Raw genomic sequence first — 20609 nt, forward strand, 5'->3', positions numbered from 1 at the left:
CACCATGCTGTCGTTAAAACCCACCCTGTCGCTGACCGCGGCGCTACTGACTGCAAGCCTTGCCGTCGAAGCCCAGACGCTGACCATCGAAAGCTGGCGTGTCGACGACAAGGACCTTTGGCAAGACATTCTGATACCGGCGTTCAACCAGCAACATCCGGAGATCGAAGTCCGGTTCAACCCGACATCGCCCACCGAGTACGACTCATCACTGAATGCTCGCATGCAAGCTGGCACCGCCGGTGATCTGGTTACCTGTCGTCCCTTTGATGTCTCTCTTAACCTGTACCGTCAGGGACATTTGATGGCCCTCAATGAGCTGCCCGGGCTAGATCACTATCAGGACTTTGCCAAACGCGCCTGGAGTACCGATGACGGCGCCACGGCTTTCTGCCTGCCCATGGCGTCTGTGATTCATGGCTTTTTCTACAACAAAGCTATTTTCAGCGAGTTGAGTCTCGAACCGCCAGAAACGCTGGATGAGTTTCATGCCGTACTGGAAACCGTCAAGTCCGAATCCCGTTACACCCCCCTCGCCCTGGGCACCAACGATCAGTGGGAAGCCAACCAGATCGTCTTTACCAACATTGGTCCCAACTTCTGGCAAGGTGAAGCAGGACGGCTGGCGCTGATTAACGGCGAGGCGACGTTCACCGACGCGCCCTACGTTGCCGCCTGGGAAGAAATGGCACGTTGGAGTGACTACATGGGACGCGGTTACCCGTCGCAGACCTATGGCGATTCACAAAACCTGTTCGCGCTCGGGCGAGCCGCCATCTACCCCACCGGCAGTTGGGACACCTCCTATTTTAACGATCAGGCAAGCTTCGAATTCGGGGCCTTCAAACCGCCCGTGGCCGCCGCCGGCGACCAGTGCCATATTTCCGATCACACCGACATGGGCATTGGCATCAACCCGGCTTCCGACAACCCGGAAGCGGCAAAAACCTTCCTGAACTGGGTCGCCAGTGCTGACTTTGCCGACCTGTTCACCAACGAGGTAACCGGCTTCTTCTCGCTGTCGACCCACCCCGTTGAAGTCAACGACCCGGTGGCCGCTGAAATGATCAGCTGGCGCGATGAGTGCGACTCAACCATTCGACTGAACGCCCAGGTCATGAATCGCGGCACACCCAACATGGAACAGGAGCTGTGGATTGTCAGCAGCCAGGTTCTGAACGGTGACATCACGCCGGAAGAAGCAGCAGCGCGCATCCAGACTGGCTTTGCCCAATGGTATGAACCTCAGTCCGAGTAACCGGGCTGTTTTGAGGGCGCCCTGTTCATCAGGGACGCTCTCCTTTTTTAAAACCGCTGTGCCTTCTCCGGTCCGGTACCGGCATACGTTTTCGATAGGGTTCATGATACATACCGAGGTTAGCACCCATGCAACGCGCATTTCCCTGGCACCTGATTTTCTTTCTGGCACCGGCGGTGATCATTTACACCGTCTTCAGTGCCTACCCGCTCTTCGATACGCTGCGACTGAGTTTCTTTACCGACAATCTAAGCGGTGAACGCAGCTTCGCCGGTCTCACTAACTTTGCAACACTGCTGGGCAATGCGGTCTGGTCAGAGGCATTCTGGAATGCCATGTGGAACAACACTCAGTTCTTTCTGATTCACTTGCTGGTTCAGAATCCAATCGGTCTGGGCCTTGCTGCGTTACTGAGCCTGAAAGGTCTGCGCGGTGCCCGCACTTACCGCACGCTGATTTTTCTACCGACCCTTTTGTCCGTCGTCATCATTGGTTTTATCTGGCAATTGATTCTAAGCCCGCTATGGGGTGTGTCAGAGAATTTTTTATACGCGCTCGGTCTGGGACACTACTTCGACGCCTGGCTCGGCAAAGAAAGCTCCGCACTGATTACCCTGTCATTAATCTCGGTCTGGCAATTCATCGGCATACCCATGATGCTGATTTACGCCAGCCTGCTGTCGATTCCGGATGAATTACTGGAGGCCGCCAAGGTCGACGGGGCGTCACCCTTTCGAATTTTCTGGCGCATAAAAGTGCCGCTTATTCTGCCCACCCTGGGCCTGGTCACCATTCTGACCTTTGTCGGGAACTTCAATACCTTCGAGCTGGTCTATGCCGTTAAAGGCGCGCTGGCAGGGCCAGATTATTCCACTGACATCATGGGTACCTTTTTCTATCGAACCTTTTTCGGCTACCAGTCGCAACTGGGCAGCGCCACCATGGGGGCGACAGTTGCCACCATGATGTTCCTGGTGATTCTGACCGGGGTGATGGCCTATTTTTACCTTGTTCAGCGCCGCCTGACACGCTACCAGTTATAAGGAACCGCGCATGACACCCTCATTTCAGTATCAGCAAAAGGCCCGGATGGGCCTGGTTCATCTCGCTCTGCTGGGCTACACGCTGATTGCGCTGTTTCCCATTGTGCTGGTCATCATAAATTCCTTTAAATCACGATCCGCGATCTTTAACGACCCGCTTTCACTGCCAGACACCGGCAGCTTTACCCTGGTTGGCTATGCCAAAGTTTTGCAGGAGTCCGACATCCTGCTCTACTTTGGCAACAGTTTGCTGGTGACGGTGATTCCGCTGTTTCTGGTACTGCTGTTCGGTGCCATGGCCGCCTGGGCCCTGAGTGAATACCGGTTCCGGGGCAACCGGCTGCTGGCACTGTTTCTGGCCATGGGCATCATGGTGCCGATTAGGCTCGGGACGGTCAGCATTCTGGAGACCATGGTGAGCCTTAACCTGGTGAACACCCACCTGGCGCTGATACTGGTCTACACCGCCATGGGCTTACCCCTGGCCATTTTTATCCTGACCGAATTCATCGGCCAGGTGCCCAATGAATTGAAAGAGGCCGCGCGCTGCGACGGCATTACCGAGATTCGCCTGTTTTTTCAGATCATTCTTCCGCTGGTACGACCCGCCGTGGCAACGGTGGCGGTTTTCACCATGGTACCGATGTGGAATGACCTCTGGTTCCCGCTGATACTGGCACCGGGTGATGCCACCAAAACGATTCAACTGGGCGTTCAACAATTCATTGGCCAATATGCAACCGACTGGAATTCAGTGCTCGCGGCGCTGTCGCTGGCGGTGCTGCCGATTCTGTTGCTCTATGTCTTCTTCTCGCAGCAGTTGATCAGCGGGCTGACATCGGGGGCCGTCAAGTAGATTCCCGCACGGTGACCGATGACCGGCCCGGTCACCCCTGTTATTATCAGCGGCCTCTGTTGTAAGGCCGCTTCGCTATGAAACCCTTTGATATCGCAATCGTCGGTGGTGGCCTGGTCGGCCTGACCCTGGTGCGTGCGTTGCAACCGGCTCTCGATGCCGGTGCCCGCCTGGTGGTGATCGACCCGGCCCCTAACCCGACCGACCAGGCGCCGCAATCCCCCAGCTTCGACGACCGCGCCACCGCACTGGCCGCCTATTCCTGCCTGGCCTTGCGTCGGCTGGGCCTGGGTGAGCCACTTGACCGTTACGCCAGCGCCATTCGCTGGATTGAAGTCAGCGACAAAGGCCATGCCGGGTATCAGGTGATGGACGCTGCCGATCATCCCGAAGGTGCGTTCGGCCAGGTGATTGGCAACGCCGCCCTGGGGCAAATACTGTGGCAGGGGGTTCAGTCAATACCCGGTGTCGACTGGCGTTTTGGCACCCGGGTACAGAACCTGGTACCGGGGCAGTCCGACAGCAGCCTGCATCTCGACAACGGAGACAGCCTCACAGCCCGGCTGGTTATCCTCTGCGATGGCGGACGCTCACCGCTGACCGGGCAACTGGGCATTGGCCACGAGGTGCGCGACTATCAGGCGCGCGCCGTGATTGCTACCGCCCGCACCGAGCAGCCTCACGCGGGTCGGGCCTATGAGCGCTTCACCGATACCGGACCGATTGCGATGCTGCCTTTCGGCGACTACTCGGCCCTGGTCTGGACCGTACCGTCACGGCTGGAAAAACGCTTTCAGGTACTGAATGAGCGTGATCGACTGGCGCTGCTCAACCAGCGCTTCGGGCAACGACTCGGGCGCATCACCGAACTCGGTCCGCTGACCGGTTACCCGCTGCAACGACGCACCGCCACCGAGCTGGTTCGGCACCGGTTGCTGGTACTGGGCAATGCTGCCGCGACGCTGCATCCGGTTGCCGGGCAGGGTTTCAACCTCGCCTTGCGCAGCGTCATGCGTACAGCCACGTTACTCAACCAGCAACTGATACAGGGCGAAGACGCCGGGGCCATCGCTCCGCTGCGCACCCTGGCATCGTCGATTCAGGCCGATCAGGCCATCACCGCCGGTTTTTCCGATACTCTGGTCCGCAGCTTCGGGTCAGAGCGACCCTGGTTGCAGCTCGGTCGCACACTCGGCCTGAATACGCTGGACCGTCACCCACAGCTTGGGCGCGGCTTCGCGCTCGCCAGCATGGGTTTGTTGCAGGGCGCCCCCCTGCCCCGCTATGACTTTAACTTGTCCAAAGAAGGACTGACCTGATGATTACCCAAACATCGCACGACCTGTTGATTGTCGGTGGCGGCATGGTCGGCCTGGCACTGGCCATCGACAGCGCTCGCAGGGGTCTGAGCGTTATCGTGGTAGAGCAGGACTTGCCAGAACCCGAAACGGCGGTCGCGGGGGTTTATTCGCCCCGGGTCAGCGCCATCAGCCGGCAAAGCCAGGACTGGCTGACTAGCCTGGGTGTCTGGCAACACCTACCGGCTGGCCGCGCCTGCGCTTACCGGGAAATGAAGGTCTGGGATGGCCAGGGGCAGGGTCGTATTGGCTTCCATGCCGATGAAGTTCAGGCCGACGACCTGGGTCACATCGTTGAAAACCGTTGGCTGGTCAGTGCCCTGTGGCACCAGGCAGAAAATACACCGGGCCTGACTCTGGTCGCGGGTCGGACAGTGCAACACTGGGATCAACAGACGCACCAGGTGCAGGCGACTCTGAGCGATGACAGCACCGTCACCGCCTCGGTGCTTGCGGCCTGTGACGGTCGCTTTTCGAAGATCCGGCGCGACGCCGGCATGGCGACCCGGGAATGGGACTACCAGCAACGGGCCATCGTCACCACAGTGCGCCACCAGCGGCCGCACCACGGCGTGGCCCACCAGGTTTTTCTGGACACGGGGCCACTGGCGTTCCTGCCATTGCAGGATGAAACCAGCGACCAGCAGGCCAGCTCCATAGTCTGGTCGGTCGACAACGATGCGGTTCAGGCACTGCTCGACCTGCCTGAGGCTGACTTTCTGAAAGCACTGAACCGCGCCTTCGAAAACACCCTGGGCGAATTGACCGGCTGCGATCCGCGTTTCAGTTTTCCGCTGCAACAGATGCACAGCAAAGCGTATATTGCCCCGCGTCTGGTACTGGTTGGCGATGCGGCTCATGCGCTTCATCCCCTGGCGGGCCAGGGCGTTAACCTGGGTTTTCAGGATGCCGCGACACTGGCCGCCGAATGGCAGCGGGCGCATCGGCGGGGTGAAGACCCGGGCAGCGAGCGCACCCTGCGTCGCTATCAGCGCCAGCGCCAGGGTCACAACCTGGCCGCCATGGCAGCCATGGAAGGGTTCAAGCGACTGTTCGGCAGTGACCATCCGCTGGCCGTCCTAAGCCGTAACTGGGGAATGAGCCAGTTAGACCGCCTGCCGCTGGCAAAACGCCCGCTGATCAGTACCGCCCTGGGGCGGTCCAGAACCCACTAGCCGGGATCAGTCCAGCCTCCAAACCATCAGACCATACAGGATGCACCGTGTTTCACATCGCCCTGCACGAACCCCAGATCGCCCCCAACACCGGCAACATCATGCGACTGGTTGCCAACAACGGCTGCCAGTTGCATGTTATTGAACCCCTGGGGTTTGATTTCGAGGAGAAGAAGCTGCGTCGGGCCGGGCTCGATTATCAGGATCTGGCGCGCATGTCCCGCCACTCTGATTACGCCGCCTTTATTGAAGCCATGGGCGAGCGACGCGTCTTCGCCTTTACCACCAAGGGCCATCGCAACTACGCCGATGTCCGCTTTGAACCGGGCGACGTATTGCTGTTTGGTTCCGAGACGGCCGGACTGCCCGCCACGATCCGCGAGGCGCTGCCTGCCGAACACTGCCTGCGCATTCCCATGTTGCCCAACAACCGGAGCATGAACCTGTCCAACGCTGTGGCTCTGGTCAGCTATGAAGCCTGGCGTCAGCAGGGGTTTGCGGGGGGTCGCTGACCCACTGCCCGCCGCAGCGACCTGCGCAGCAAATAATTGACACTTTACGTCACCTACCGAACTTTCACCCGTCGCGAATTTGACGACAGCCCCCATTCATTGGGTCGACTGTCGTTACATTTGACTTCTCTTCACCTAGAATGTGACGCAATCATCAAATTCATACCATGACTGGCAAACTTCAGCCTGTATCATCTTGCCAGACGGCCACGGGGATGCTTGACGATCTTATGGGCCTGCGTACTCAGTTCAGGGACACCGACTTCAACAACGCGGCAAACCAAAAAAACAAAATGCTCAATGTGACAGAACAATGCGCACACTTATTGCTAGACTCAAACAGCGAACGAGCGGAGATGCCATCTTTTGGGTGATATGAAACGGCGAAAACGGCCTGCGCGCCAGCAAACCTGGGTTTACCTTACCGAGACAGGCATCGGCCTGCTGGTCCTTGAGCGCTCCCGCCAGGGGATTCCTCAGGTGAGGACCAGCCTGTGGCGTTCGGAAGACACACCCTTGTTGAAAGCCGAACAGCTGGCGGACTGGGTGGCGAAACACAGCCGCGGCCAGCTTAACCTTCTGCTCAGCGACCCGGCCTACCAGATGTTGCTGGTCGATGTGCCGGACGTCCCCGCCGCCGAGATGGACGCAGCATTGCGTTTCAAAACCGCTGAACTGATTAGTTACGATCTCGACGACGCCAGTATCGACGTTATTATGTTGCCCACCGAAGCCTATCGTGGCCGCCTGCGCATGGCGTTTGTCATCGCTGCTGAAAAGAAACCTCTGGCCGACTGGGCCATGGCCATGGCCCGGCGTGGCCTGCGCATTGAATGCATCGACATCGATCAGCTCGCCTTGCGCAATACCGCCATTCGAACGCTGGAACGCAACCAGAGCGGCCTGTTGTTTATGGAAGCAGACCGCTGCCGTCTCATTTTGCTGTTCAACCAGGAAATTGTGCTCAGTCGCCAGTTCGAAATAGGCTATTCCGATTTGGGCCTGGCCGCCGACGGCGAACAAGGGCTGGAACTGGAGGGCAATACCGACATACAACTCGATTCATTGTCGCTCGAAATCCGTCGCTCCTTCGATTATTACGAGGCGCAACTGGTTTTGGGAGCCATTACTGACGTGGCCTTGCTGGGCTGGCCTGGCGACCCGGCCATTGGGGAGATACTGGGCACCAAACTCGATACCCGTTTCAGCTTGTTGTACCCGGAAGATTTTATCATGACACCCACCGACGGCGACTGGCCGATTGAGCTGACGCCGGCGCTGGGTGCCGCCTTTCGGGAGAGCGCCGCATGACCCGTTATATCAACCTGATGCAGCCAGACATGCTGCCGGGCCACGGCCGCCTGCAACTTCCCGCCTTTGCCGCCGTATTGTTGCTGGCGCTGGCGGGTTCAGCCGGCTGGATCGCACTCAGTTGGCAGCAGCAAAACCGCTTGCAATCAGAACTGGCAGACTGGCAGCAGCAGGAGGCTCGCAGTGAGCTGGCGTTGCAACAGGCGCGATCGGTCAACCCGCAACTGGACACCGAAGCTGCCCTGATTCAGGAGAACGCCGAGCTCACCCGGGAGAAAAACGCACGTGAAACTGCATACAGCGGCCTAGCGACCCAACTGGGGGCATCGTCAAGCGGGTTCTCAACTCCGCTGTCGCAGCTATCGGCGATTGATTTCGACGGCCTCTGGCTCAGCCGGATCGAACTGCGAAACAGCCAGCAAAGCCTCGGACTGGCCGGCTATGCCCGTCAGCCTGGCCTGGTTCCCCGCTATCTGAGCCAGCTTGAAGGCTCGGTGTTCCGCGGCATCAGCATTCAGAACATGAACATTGAACAGGCTCCGGATGATGACGCTCTGTGGCGCTTTACCCTGGCCAATTCGGCCAGTGTTGACGCCGCACTGAACAGCGGGGAACCAAACCGATGAACGCCGCCCTGTTTCAATTGCGCCTGCTTATCGACCGGCTGTCAATCCGGGAACGGGCCATTCTGCTGGTAAGCATGGCATTGTTACTGGTCGGCATCAGCTACGGCGGACTCTGGTATCTGGGCTGGACAGACCAGAGCGCCGTGCGTGACCAGATCACCCGACTGCAGGTTCAGAGCACCGACAACCAAAACGCCCTGCTGGCTCTGGAACAGGCCCGCAACAATCCGCAACTGCAGACCCTGAGCAACCAGAATGAACGCCTGCGCCGGGAAGTGCAGCGACTTAACGATCGCATCAGCGGCATCACCGAAGTGTTGATTCCACCCAACACCATGGCCACCCTGTTGCGCGAACTGCTGGGCAGCAGCGATCTGACCCTGGTTCGGTTTGGCGCCCTGCCCGCCCAGCCTCTGGCCGAGGACGACAGCGGCGAAGCCCAGTTGTTCAGGCACCAGCTCGACATTGAACTGACCGGCAATTTTGACGCCCTGACTGGTTATCTGAGCAACATCGAAGCCCTACCCTGGCGCCTGTTCTGGGACGAACTCAGTGTCGAAACCGAACAGTACCCGCAACTGCGAATTCGGCTGAAAGTCCACACGCTGAGTGATCAGGAGGCCTGGTTGAATGTCTAGCATGATCCGCGGTTCCATCACCCTCTGTCTGACGTTGTTGTTCACCGCAACAAGCACTCAGGCAGACCCGATGCAACCCGACACGGCCCGGCCCCAACCACAGGCGCAGGCGGCACCAGTACCTCAGCCCGAGCCGACATTCAGGCTGACCTCCATCTATAGGCTGGATCAGCAAGCCTACGCCGTCATCAATGGCCAGTGGCTGTCGGTCAACGACACGCTTAACCAATACCAACTGATGGCCATCAGCAGCGACCGGGTCCTGCTGCAGCGCGGCAACCGTACCCGAACCCTGACATTACCGCAGGCCGGCACCCTGGCCATCACCCCGACCGATGAGGAATAACCCAGTGCCCTACCCGCTTCCTAACTGGATTGCCAAACACCCGGAGAGCATCGCTACCCACAGCACACGCGTTGCTGTGTTGCTCGTCGCTCTGGGGCTGGCCGGCTGTGCTTCGATGTCAGAGCCCCGGGAACCGACTAAAGCACCGGAACTCGACAACCGGTCTGTACTCGAGCAGGAACTCAGTGAGACTTCTGAGCCCGCGCCGGAGCGCAGCCCGGTAACGGCACCGCCGGAACTGAGCAGCGACCTGCTCGACTTCAGTCAGGCGCCCCGTACCCGTCCACGTTTTGATGTTCAGGCAACCGATGTACCGCTGACCCGTTTCTTTTCCGATCTGGGTACCACCCAGGGCGTGAACATTCTGGTCGACCCGGACATTACCGGCACGCTGACACTGAACATGACCTCCGTTACCCTCGATCAGGTGATGTCAGCCGTGCGCGACATCTACGGATATGACTATCAGCGCACCGACTACGGCTTCCGGGTGCTGCCCAACCAGATTGCCACTCGCATCTACCGTCTCAACTACCTGAACGTCGCCCGGTCGGGCCGTTCCGACACCACGGTCAGCGGCGGGCAAATCAGTCAGCAGGACAGTGCCAACAACCAAAGCAGCAGCGTCGCCACTGAAACCAGTGCCGATTTCTGGCAGGGTATGGAAACGACGATCATGGGGCTACTGGACCAGACGGAAGATCGTCAGGTCGTGGTCAATGCCCAGTCCGGTCTGCTGGTAGTTCGTGCCACCCCACGTGAACACGAGGTCGTTGCCGGGTTCCTGGATGACGCGCAACTGAGCCTGCAACGCCAGGTGGTGATTGAAGCCAAGGTGGTTGAGGTCACGCTCAACAACGAATTTCGCTCCGGCATTAACTGGAACACCTTCGCCAACGATCTGATCGCCGTGGGCACCGATTCGACCGCCGGGCTCAGTGCCAACCCCCTCAGTGGCATAGGGGACATCGGCGGGGTATTCAGTTTGAGCGTGGGCGATGGCAACTTTAATTCCATGTTGCAACTGCTGCAAAACCAGGGCGATGTTCAGGTACTGTCCAGCCCCCGGGTTTCAACTGTGAACAACCAGAAGGCGGTCATCAAGGTCGGCACCGACGAGTACTTTGTTACCGAGGTCAGCTCACGTGACAATGACGACGACGATACCAGTTCCAGTTCACCTGAATTCACTCTATCACCGTTCTTCTCCGGTATTGCGCTGGATGTCACCCCGCAGATCAGTGCTGAAAACAACGTCATTCTGCACGTGCGGCCCTCAGTAACTGAGGTGGTTGAGCGCACCAAGGTCATTACCGTGGGCGGCACCGAGTTCGATTTGCCACTGGCGTTTTCCAGCATTCGCGAAACCGACAGCATCATCCGCGCCTCCAGCGGTCAGATTGTCGTCATCGGCGGTCTGCTGTCCCAGCGTCAGGGGGCGTCGGCTACCGGATTGCCAGGCCTGTCGCAACTGCCCGGCCTGCGTTTTCTGTTCGGTCAGAACCGCGAATCCCAGGAAAAAAGCGAGCTGGTCATCTTGCTGAAACCCGTGGTGTACGATGAAGAAACCACCCGCAATGATCTCGACCGTGTCCTGAACCGGATGTAAAGGCAGCCTACGGCCATGTACGAAGCCCACTTTGGACTCAATCAGCCGCCGTTCAGCCTGTCTCCCGATACGGCCCTGTTCGTGCGCCTGGACGATCATGAGGCGTGCTACCAACTGCTGACACACGTGCTCGACACCGGCGAAGGCTTTCTGAAAGTCATCGGCGACGTGGGCACCGGCAAAACCATTCTGTGCCGGCGGCTGTTGCGCTTTCTCAGTGACGACGAGGCCGCACGTGAGCGGTTTCACAGCGTTTACATCCCCAACCCCATGTTGTCGCCGGTGGGACTGTACCGCGCCGTTGGTCAGGAGCTTGGGCTGGAGACGCCGCTGCAGGCCGACAACGCCGCCCTGCTGGAACACATCAACCAGCAAATCCTGAACCTGGCGCAACAACAACGCGGTGTGGTGATTGTGGTGGACGAAGCTCAGTCGCTGCCACCGGCCACACTCGAAGCTCTGCGTCTGATCACCAACCTCGAGACCGAACGGCAGAAACTGGTGCAGGTGATCCTGTTCGGCCAGCCCGAACTCGATGAATTGCTCGATCAGAACCGGTTCCGGCAATTGCGTCAGCGCATTACTTTCGCCCACTATCTGAAACCCCTGTCGCGCACCGCCATTCGCCAGTATCTCGACTTCCGCCTGACCCAAAGTGGCTACAACGGGCCGTCGCTGGTCACCGATCGGGCCATCAAACGCCTGCACCAGCTCTCCGGCGGCATTCCACGCATGATCAATGTACTCACGCACAAGGCCTTGTTATCGGCCTATGCCGACCAGCGACGTCAGTTGACCCCAGCTGACTTTGACCGGGCCTGGCGCGATAGCAAGCCGGAAGCACCCCGGCTGACAGCCCGGGTAGCACCGCTGGCCGCCATGACCGCCGTGCTGCTGCTCGCCGTAGTCTCGGTCTGGAGCCTACTATGAGCCTGATGCACCAGGCACTCGACCAATCGGCTGCACCAGGCCAGAGCCGACGCAGCGGTTACAACCCGTTGCAGCGGAGCACGAAACGCACCGGTGTTTTCTGGTGGGTCATCGCACTCGTTGCGTTGTTGATGGCACTGGCCGTGCTTGCCTGGCCACACTGGCGTTCGACACCCGCGTTATTGCCACCGATTCAGGCCCAGGCAGCCCCTGTCGAGGAGAGCCTGGCAGCGCCAGCCAATACACCCATGCTGGCTGCGGCTGAGCCAGCGCCTGAGTCAGTACAACTCACAACAACGGCCTCGCCAGTAGCGACCAGCCAACAACCGGCTAACCAGGTGCCAGAGCCCCAGCCAGTACCTGAACCTGCTGAAGCTGACAGTGCGCCCGCCCTAGTCACAACAAACGCCGATAGCCCGCAGGTCACCCCTGCGGTGCCTGCCACCGCGGCTGAACCCGAGGCAACAGCCAGCCAGCCAACGCCCGAGCCGACGGCCGTCGACCCACCGACTGCGCGCCCCCCGGCACCGGCCAAGATTGAAGCTTTACCGGAATCAGCCGATACTCTGACTGACCCTGTCGCTACTGCCCAGGCCAGACCGGAAGCGACGGCCGCGCAGTCGAGCAGCAGCGTGGCCACAGCGGTTGCGCAACACGCGAGCGCGCGCCAGGCCGTGCAAACGGCCATTGGCCAGGGGGATCTGGAACAGGCGCAACAGCGGCTGCGCGCCTGGATCAACCGCGAGCCGCAATTGGAAGAACCACGCATCTGGCTGGCCAAACTGTATTTGAACCAGGGTGATGCTGATCAGGCCGAAACCTTGCTGATCGGCTTGCAGAGCAGCGAAGCCGTGGGTTTGCGTGGTCTCATTCTGGAGCAAGGCGGGCGCTATGCCGACGCTGCCCGCGTATTCGAAGCGCTGACACGGGAAGAGGCCAGCAACCCACAGTGGTGGCTGCACTGGGCCATCAACCTGGAAAACGGCGGCAGGCTGGCGGAAGCCCGGCTTCTGTACCAGACTTATCTGGAGCAGTTTTCCGCACATAACGCACGGCTCACGGCCTTTGCGACAGAGCGTTATCGGGAGCTGGCGGGGTAACACAGCATGAACCGGTTATATGAACTGTTAAAAGACCATTCAAACCTGAACCTCGAGGTTCTGGAACAACACTACCTCGCCCTGGACAACGAAGACGATGAACGGGAACTGGGCAGAAGGCTTATTCTGGCCGGGCTGATCAAGCTTTCCGGCATTATGGAAATTGCCCTGCAGTACGACCTCTTTCCAAAGGCCGATTCAGTGCTACGACGCCTGGCCGAAACACGCCAGCGCCACCAGGTGATCAAACCCAAGACCCACACCACCCGCTATCGGGTCAGCGAAGACGATGTGCCGGTCGACCAGATCGAGCTGATCGACATTGGCGTCAACCTGCCCATACCAACGCCCAACCTGAAGTCGTTTCGCGATACCAGTACCGATGAAAAACAGGTAACCGACATGGCCTATGAACTGGCGCAGATGAACCAGGTTCAGGAAGCCGAAATGTTCATGATTGATGCACAGGAGGAATTCCCGAAATCCATGCGCATCTTCGTTTTGCTGGCCTGGCACTACTGCCGATGCCAGCATTTTAAAGACGCAATTAAGTGTTGCCACGCCGGACTCAAGCTTAACCCGTCGGTGTTTCCGCTGGTGGAATACATGGCCATCGCCGAACAGGCATTGGGCAAGCACTTGCTGGCCATCAATCATTTTCAGAAGCTCGCCTGTCTGCCCCGGGTAAAACCCATCTGGTACATGCAGCTGGCCTTGTCGCTGGAACGGGCCCGGCTGAGCATGGACGCCAAACAAAACTATCAGATGTTTCTGGCACTGAACACAGACCCCGAATTGCAGCAATTCGCTCAACAACGCTCATCGATACTGGCTGGATAAATGACTGAACCCCGAACTCTGGACACCACACCACAAAGCCGCAAGAAAATTCGACTGGGTGACCTGCTGGTCGAAGCCGGACTGATCTCCGAGGGTCAGCTTGGTCTGGCCCTGCAGGAACAAAAGCACACGGGCAAGAAAATTGGTCGCGTGCTGGTCGACATGGGGCTGGTGCCGGAAAACAAATTGCTCACCACCCTGTCGAAGCACCTGGATATCCCCTTCATCGAAATGCGCCAGTTCCAGCTCAAACAGGATGTGATGCAGCGGCTGGACGAATCCGTGGCACGGCGCTTTCGTTGCCTGCTGCTCGCCGACAATGCCGACGGCTTGCTGCTGGGCATGGCCGACCCGCTGGATCTGATGGCCATAGATGAAGTTGAGAAACGGCTGAAGAAAAACGTCAAACCCGCCATTGTGCGCGAAGCCGAACTGCTGGCCACCCTGGATTCGGTGTATCGGCGCACCGGTGAAATTGAATCCATCGCAGTCGAACTGGAAGGTGAACTGCGCGAAAGTGATTTCGACCTGGCCAATCTGGCTGACGACAGCGACCTGCAAGATGCGCCAGTGGTGCGCTTGCTGCAAAGCCTGCTTGAAGACGCCGTCGCGGTGAACGCTTCCGACGTGCACATTGAACCCGATGAATCCGTGTTTCGCATTCGCATGCGCGTCGATGGCGTGCTACAGGAACAAGTTATCAAGGAAAAGCGGGTTGCCTCAGCACTTGTGATGCGGCTTAAAATCATGTCAAACCTCGATATTTCAGAACGGCGTATGCCACAGGACGGTCGCTTCAACATTCGTGTTAACAGCAAATCAATCGATGTGCGTTTATCCACCATGCCGGTTCAGTATGGCGAGTCGGTGGTGATGCGTTTGCTCGACCAGTCGTCCAGTTTGCAATCGCTCGAAGCACTGGGCATGCCTGAAGCCATTCGCCGGCGCTTTGAACTGATGGTCGAACGGCCCCACGGTTTGATTCTGGTCACCGGTCCAACCGGTAGCGGTAAAACGACGACACTGTATTCCGCCCTGAATTTGCTGAACCAGCCCAACCGGAAAATCATCACCGCTGAAGACCCGATCGAATACCGCATGTCGCGCATTAACCAGGTGCAGGTCAATCCGCGCATCGACCTCGATTTTGCCAGCATTTTGCGTTCGGCACTGCGTCAGGACCCGGATGTCATCCTGGTCGGCGAAATGCGCGACCAGGAAACGGTTTCCATCGGTGTCAGGGCGGCCCTGACCGGCCACCTGGTGATGAGCACCCTGCACACCAACGATGCCGTCTCCAGTGCCATGCGCCTGGCCGACATGGGCGTTGAATCTTACCTGGTGGCGTCGGCTCTGCGCGGCATCATGGCGCAGCGGCTGCTGCGCAAGGTCTGTGAAGAATGTCGCCAGCCATACCGGCCCGAAGTCCGCGAACAACTATGGCTCGACAATCTGGCGAATGGCCGCTTCTCGCAACAGACCTTCTACCGGGGAACCGGCTGTTATCACTGCAACAATACGGGTTACCGCGGGCGTGTGGGGGTTTACGAGTGGCTAGAGCTGGATGAAGCCATGCTGATTGCATTGCGCGATCAGGATCACAATGCCTTTGTCGCTGCCGCGCGCGCTAACGCCCAATTCAAACCCATGGAGGAATGGGCGCTTGAGTATGCGGTAGACGGCATAACCGACTTGTCAGAGGTCTTCAAAATCACCATCGACCTGAATGACCTGGTGGCAGACCATGGCTGAGTATTTTTACCAGGGTCGCAATGCCGAAGGGCGCCAGGTAGAAGGACAACTGGAGGCCGCTTCACAAAGCGCCCTGCTGCAATTGCTCAAACGCCAGAGCATTATCGCCACCCGTATTGAACCGGTGGCAAAACCATCGTCCCGAAACATTGATGTGTCCGCCCTGCTCGGTCGCTATACCCAGCGCAAGGCCAAAGTCAGCATCGACGAACTGATCATGTTTTGCCGTCAGATGTACGCGCTGTCGCGTTCGGGGATTCCGCTGATGCGGGCCATCAACGGCCTCGCCGATGCCACCCGTTCGCCACGCCTGGGCGAGGTCCTCGGCGATGTAGCCCGCATTCTCACCCAGGGCTCCCCCCTGTCGACGGCGTTTCGCAGCCACCCGGATGTCTTCAACGACCTGTTCATCGCGATGATTCGCATGGGCGAGTCCACCGGCCGGCTCGATACCGCCTTTCAACAACTGGTCAGCCACCTGGAGCTGGAAAAAGACACACGCAAACGCATCGCTTCGGCTACCCGCTACCCCATCATCGTCGTTGCCGCCATATCCCTGGCGATGGTGGTCATCAACTTTATGGTGATTCCGGCCTTCGCCGGGGTATTTGCCAAGCTGGGCGCTGACCTGCCCATTCCAACCCGCATCCTAATCACCAGCTCAGACATCATGATCAGTACCTGGCCCTACTTGCTGGGCCTGATTGTACTGGGGATATACGCCTTCAAACGCTGGAAAAAAACGCCTCAGGGTGCCCTGGCATGGGATCGTCAGATACTGCGCTTCCCGCTGATGGGCGGCATCTACGAACGCATTGCACTGGGCCGGTTCGCCCGCCCTTTCGCCATGATGCTGGAAGCCGGGGTACCGCTGCTACAGGCACTGAGCGTCGCCAGCCGGACCGTGGGCAACAAGTACATTGGTAAGGGCATTGAAGGCATGATGTCGGGCATTGAACGGGGTGAATCGCTACAGGCTACGGCCTCGGCCAGTGGTTTGTTCAACCCGCTGATTTTGCAAATGATCGCCGTTGGCGAAGAAACCGGTAATGTCGGTGGTTTGCTGGTCGACATCGCCGATTTTTACGACCAGGAAGTCGAATACGATCTGAAACGACTGGCCGAGGCGATTGAACCGATCCTGTTGCTGTTTATGGGCATGATGGTGCTGGTGTTGGCCCTGGGCGTGTTTTTGCCCATGTGGGATCTGGGTGCTGCCTTCGGCTAATAGCCCCGCGCCTTCGGCTAGACAAACAAACAGCTCACTCCTAAACTGACGTAACCGGGATGTACCCAACACGACTCAGGGATAGACGGGGATTGATGTATGAGTGAACTCGATTCTAATTGCGCCCGGTTACCTCCAGGCAGACGCCACACAATCTCCCGCTTCTTCAGCAATCTGACGCCTGCGTCCCTGAGCCTGATCGCCAGCCTGCTGGTGCTCTGTGCCTTGCCGGGTGTCAGAGCAAGCGACTTTCCCAACCGCCCACTGACTATGGTCATTGGTTTCAACCCGGGCGGCAGCACTGACATTCAGGCTCAGGCCCTGGCTGAGGTGCTGGAAGACGAGCTTGGCCAGCCAGTAGAGCGACTCTACCTGCCAGGCGCTGGCGGTGGTGTTGCGGCTGCCCTGGTGGCAAGCAGTACCGACCAGGGTTACCTGATGATGTTTGGTTCATCGCTACCCTATACCTTTACCCCCCTGGTAACCGACGCTTCCTTCGATCTGAACAGTTTTCGTTATGTGTCGGCACTGGCACTGGATCAGTCGGCGTTGGTCACCGGTGGTAACAAGCCGTACCGCACCTGGGCAGAATTACTGGATTACGCCCGCGAGAAAGACGAACTGACAGTCGCCTCCCAGACCTCACAAGATCGCTTTGTCATCAATATGATCTCCCGTCGAGAGGGCATTCCACTGCGTATCGTGCCCACCACGGGAGGGGCTGGCATGGCACCCATGGTACTGGCGGGCGACGTTGACTTTGCATTCAGTGGCGGAACGCACACCCAGTACACTGAATCGGGCGAGATGGTCGTGCTGATGGGGCTCGTTAATGAACGGCTGATTGGTTACCCGGACGCGCCCGCCATTGGCGAGCTCGGCTACGATGTCTCGATGCAGAACCCACGGGTGGTGGTGGTACCCGCCGATACGCCGGACGACCAGGTCAACGTTCTGTCCGCCGCCCTGTCCAAAGCCACGCAGGACCCCCGTTTTATTCAGGCCACCGAACGGGTTCGCCTGCCCATCACCTTCTGGGATGAACCCCGGTTACAGTCCTACTTTGAACAGCAAGTTGAAAACTATCGCTGGCTGATTCAGGAGTATGGTGAAGTCGATGAGAACTGAACATCCCAACCTACACGCCAACCGGGGTATGAATGCCAAAGCATTCGACGCTTGACGCCAATGGGTCAGTGAGAAGGCGCTTCCTTGAATTGAAATTCATTACCCGCATCGCCCTCGTCTTTGGCGCACTGGGGCTAATAACGCTCTTTTTTTCCATGCTTTATGCTGTCGAAACCGCACAGGACAGCCTCGACAGTGAAATTCAAAACGCCTTGCGCCAACATCACCGGACGGCCGCCAACCTTTATACCAACCGGCTCGACCTGCTAGATGCCTATTTGCAAAGCGCGGCAGCCAACCGGGTATTCACCTCGATCGCCAGTGGCACAACCAGTCTCGATTCAGCAAACGATGATATAGCCTATATGTTTCAGGATTCGGCGCTGGGAAACAACATTGATGTCCTGTTCATCACCGACGCCTCCGGCCAATTGCTGTTCGATGCCAGTCTGCCCCTCTACGATATCAACCCCATGCTGAGCCAATTGCGTTCGCCCGTGCACTACACCCATCGCTGGCTGATTGAAGATACTGAACCGCTGACGGCCATTCTGAAAGCGGCACCACTTTTTGACCCTGCCTCGCTCAGACTTCGCGGCTACCTCTATATTGGTCTGGCCATTGGCCAGAATCGCACTTTGTTGAATGATATTGCCAAACTGGCCGATGCTGATGTGATCAAGATCGGGCTGGGTGACCAGGAGCTGATTCGCCAGACCGAACTGGACTATAGCGGCGGCGCGTCCTATGCGCAGCCATTCGGTGTCGTTGAGCAAAAAGACAACGTCTATCTGAAAACACTGCCATTAGACATTGCCAGCAACCGCGATGACGTCTGGATCGAACTCGGCCTGTCGGCCGACCACTTTCCGCCCGTAGCTGAAACCTACCAGAGAACGTTCTTTGCCCTGTCGGCCGGGTTCATTCTGCTTTTTGCATTCGCCACCTGGCTGGTCCATCTTAACCACAACCGGAGCATCAGCAATCTGCTGCAGTACATTGCAAATACCCGGCAAAGTACCCGGGCTGCACCGTTTAAAACCGGTGGCATCTACGAGCACAATCAGGTCGGACTTGCCATGCAGCGCATGGTGTACGAACTGAATATTGCCGCCAACGTGTTTGAGTCGGCGCAGGGCATGCTGGTCACCGATGGCGCAACCCGTATTTTAAAAGTTAACGAAGCCTTCACCCGGATGACCGGTTACCGCCAGGAAGACATTGCCGGCTCACTCATGAGTCTGATAGAACCTGACCGGCATGACGAAGACATCAACCAGATCATTGAACAAAGCCTGGCCAGCACCGGCAGCTGGCAGGGCGAAGCCTGGGGGCAACGCAAGAACGGAGAGCATTACCTGCAATGGATGCACATTACCGCCGTGTTGTCGGATGACGGCGACACCGTGCAGAACTTTGTCGTGACCATCGTTGACACCACGGAACGCAAAGCGGCCGAACAGCGCATTGAACAACTGGCCTTTTATGACCAGCTCACCAGCATGCCCAACCGACGCATGTTGATGGACCGCCTCACAAGAGCCCTGGCAGCCGCTACCAGCACCGAACAATATGGTGCCTTGCTCTACATCGACCTCGATGATTTCAAAACCCTTAACGATACCCGGGGGCACGATACCGGCGACCTGTTTCTGCAACAAGTTGCCGAACGGCTTGTCGGTTGCATTCGCCATACTGATACCGTGGCACGCATTGGTGGTGACGAGTTCATCATTTTGCTGGAAAGTCTCTCGGCAAGTGTCAGCAATGCCACCGAATTTGCCGACGCATTGGCCACCAATGTGCTGGACGCCTTCAGGCAACCTTTCTTTATGCCCAATCTGGAACATTTCAGCACCCTGAGTATCGGGATTACTCTGTTCAGCAACCACTCGCACAGTGTTGATGAATTGCTCAAACAAGCTGATCTGGCCATGTATCAGGCGAAGGACGCGGGCAAGAACACCGCCCGTTTTTTCACCCCCGACATGCAGGCCCGGGTGCTAGAGCACCTGGAAATGGCCAACGAAATTCGCACGGCCATCAAGGAGCAGCAATTCGAACTCTTTTTACAGCCCCAAGTCGATGTCGACCACACCATTATCGGTGCCGAAAGCTTGCTGCGCTGGCATCACCCCAGCCGCGGCCTGCTGCCACCGACTGAAGTGATACAGGTGGCAGAAGAAACCGGTCTGATTAATCCTCTGGGTAACTGGGTGCTCGAACGTTCCTGCGAAATATTGGCCGGTTGGGCAAAGGATCCGGCCCTGTCTCAGCTGACCCTATCGGTCAACATCAGCGCGCGGCAGTTGCATCAGCCCGATTTCGTCGCCGAGGTAGTGCGCATTGTTCAACAGGCCCGCGCACCCGCTGCGCTGCTGAAACTCGAACTGACAGAAAGCATGTTACTGGAAGATGTGCAGGACACCATTGCCAAGATGCAACGGCTACGTTTGCAGGGCATCGGGTTTTCTCTCGATGATTTTGGCACCGGCTATTCGTCGCTGTCCTACCTGAAACAACTGCCTTTGGATCAACTGAAAATCGACCGCACCTTCGTCAACGACCTGACCACCAACCCGGACGATTCCGACATCGCCCGGACGATCATTTCGCTGGCCTCAAGTCTGTCGATCAACGCTATAGCCGAGGGTGTCGAGACCGCCGAGCAAGCGCGGTTACTGAAACAGTTTGGCTGCCAGGCTTATCAGGGCTACTACTTCGGCCACCCAGTGCCGCTGGCAGAGTTTGAACGCAGTGTAAAAGCAGCGTACCAGCCAGGTTAGTGAACCGTTCGCGGATGCGAGGGACGCGCTTGTAACGCGGCGTTAACCGACTTATTCTCTGGCGTTACTCAGGTTGGCGTTAGACCGACCCGTTATTAGTCATGTCAGGGATG

General features: G+C 58.2%; 18 protein-coding genes. All 18 read left to right on the top strand.

Annotated features, from left to right (window positions below; translation table 11 throughout):
- The first annotated feature begins 4 nt into the window (after positions 1-4).
- The 18 genes from ABJT94_RS03490 to ABJT94_RS03575 all read left to right on the top strand — a co-directional run bounded on the left by ABJT94_RS03490 (position 5) and on the right by ABJT94_RS03575 (position 20496).
- Positions 5-1258 (top strand): ABC transporter substrate-binding protein, encoded by a 1254-nt coding sequence (locus ABJT94_RS03490; protein WP_348474028.1) that lies wholly within the window; start codon positions 5-7, stop codon positions 1256-1258.
- Positions 1259-1386: 128 nt separating this feature from the next.
- On the top strand, positions 1387-2301 hold the full coding sequence (locus ABJT94_RS03495) for a sugar ABC transporter permease (RefSeq protein WP_348474027.1): 915 nt from the start codon (positions 1387-1389) through the stop codon (positions 2299-2301).
- A 10-nt stretch (positions 2302-2311) separates the two neighbouring features.
- Positions 2312-3157 carry a carbohydrate ABC transporter permease gene (locus ABJT94_RS03500; protein ID WP_348474026.1) on the top strand — a complete coding sequence of 282 codons (846 nt, stop codon included), beginning with the start codon at positions 2312-2314 and terminating at the stop codon, positions 3155-3157.
- Between the two features lie 77 nt (positions 3158-3234).
- Positions 3235-4476 carry an FAD-dependent monooxygenase gene (locus ABJT94_RS03505; RefSeq protein ID WP_348474025.1) on the top strand — a complete coding sequence of 414 codons (1242 nt, stop codon included), beginning with the start codon at positions 3235-3237 and terminating at the stop codon, positions 4474-4476.
- Positions 4476-5690, top strand: coding sequence for a UbiH/UbiF/VisC/COQ6 family ubiquinone biosynthesis hydroxylase (locus ABJT94_RS03510; protein ID WP_348474024.1), 1215 nt, complete (start codon positions 4476-4478; stop codon positions 5688-5690). Before ABJT94_RS03505 ends, ABJT94_RS03510 begins: the two co-directional genes overlap by 1 nt.
- A 47-nt stretch (positions 5691-5737) precedes the next feature.
- Positions 5738-6202 (top strand): tRNA (cytidine(34)-2'-O)-methyltransferase, encoded by a 465-nt coding sequence (locus ABJT94_RS03515; protein WP_348474023.1) that lies wholly within the window; start codon positions 5738-5740, stop codon positions 6200-6202.
- A 375-nt stretch (positions 6203-6577) separates the two neighbouring features.
- Positions 6578-7513 carry a hypothetical protein gene (locus ABJT94_RS03520; protein ID WP_348474022.1) on the top strand — a complete coding sequence of 312 codons (936 nt, stop codon included), beginning with the start codon at positions 6578-6580 and terminating at the stop codon, positions 7511-7513.
- Positions 7510-8139 (top strand): PilN domain-containing protein, encoded by a 630-nt coding sequence (locus ABJT94_RS03525; protein ID WP_348474021.1) that lies wholly within the window; start codon positions 7510-7512, stop codon positions 8137-8139. The genes ABJT94_RS03520 and ABJT94_RS03525 overlap by 4 nt, the downstream gene beginning before the upstream one ends.
- Entirely contained in the window at positions 8136-8777 is a 642-nt protein-coding gene (locus ABJT94_RS03530; RefSeq protein ID WP_348474020.1) for a hypothetical protein, read from the top strand. Before ABJT94_RS03525 ends, ABJT94_RS03530 begins: the two co-directional genes overlap by 4 nt.
- A complete protein-coding gene (locus tag ABJT94_RS03535) occupies positions 8770-9123 on the top strand; it encodes a hypothetical protein (RefSeq protein ID WP_348474019.1) in 354 nt (117 codons plus the stop codon). The genes ABJT94_RS03530 and ABJT94_RS03535 overlap by 8 nt, the downstream gene beginning before the upstream one ends.
- Positions 9124-9127: 4 nt before the next feature.
- Positions 9128-10732, top strand: a complete 1605-nt coding sequence (mshL, locus tag ABJT94_RS03540) for a pilus (MSHA type) biogenesis protein MshL (protein WP_348474018.1) — start codon at positions 9128-9130, stop codon at positions 10730-10732.
- Between the two features lie 15 nt (positions 10733-10747).
- Positions 10748-11662 (top strand): AAA family ATPase, encoded by a 915-nt coding sequence (locus ABJT94_RS03545; protein WP_348474017.1) that lies wholly within the window; start codon positions 10748-10750, stop codon positions 11660-11662.
- Positions 11659-12762, top strand: a complete 1104-nt coding sequence (locus ABJT94_RS03550) for a tetratricopeptide repeat protein (RefSeq protein ID WP_348474016.1) — start codon at positions 11659-11661, stop codon at positions 12760-12762. Before ABJT94_RS03545 ends, ABJT94_RS03550 begins: the two co-directional genes overlap by 4 nt.
- A gap of 6 nt (positions 12763-12768) precedes the next feature.
- Complete coding sequence (locus tag ABJT94_RS03555) at positions 12769-13602, top strand: hypothetical protein (RefSeq protein WP_348474015.1); 834 nt, start codon at positions 12769-12771, stop codon at positions 13600-13602.
- Complete coding sequence (locus ABJT94_RS03560; protein ID WP_348474014.1) at positions 13603-15354, top strand: GspE/PulE family protein; 1752 nt, start codon at positions 13603-13605, stop codon at positions 15352-15354.
- Entirely contained in the window at positions 15347-16582 is a 1236-nt protein-coding gene (locus tag ABJT94_RS03565) for a type II secretion system F family protein (protein ID WP_348474013.1), read from the top strand. The genes ABJT94_RS03560 and ABJT94_RS03565 overlap by 8 nt, the downstream gene beginning before the upstream one ends.
- Before the next feature lie 99 nt (positions 16583-16681).
- The gene (locus tag ABJT94_RS03570; RefSeq protein WP_348474012.1) at positions 16682-17710 is read left to right on the top strand and encodes a tripartite tricarboxylate transporter substrate binding protein; all 1029 of its coding nucleotides are present in this window, start codon (positions 16682-16684) and stop codon (positions 17708-17710) included.
- An 89-nt stretch (positions 17711-17799) separates the two neighbouring features.
- Complete coding sequence (locus ABJT94_RS03575; RefSeq protein ID WP_348474011.1) at positions 17800-20496, top strand: EAL domain-containing protein; 2697 nt, start codon at positions 17800-17802, stop codon at positions 20494-20496.
- The last annotated feature ends 113 nt before the right edge of the window (positions 20497-20609 follow it).

The sequence above is a fragment of the Saccharospirillum sp. genome (assembly GCF_039982735.1).
Taxonomy (GTDB): domain Bacteria; phylum Pseudomonadota; class Gammaproteobacteria; order Pseudomonadales; family Natronospirillaceae; genus Saccharospirillum.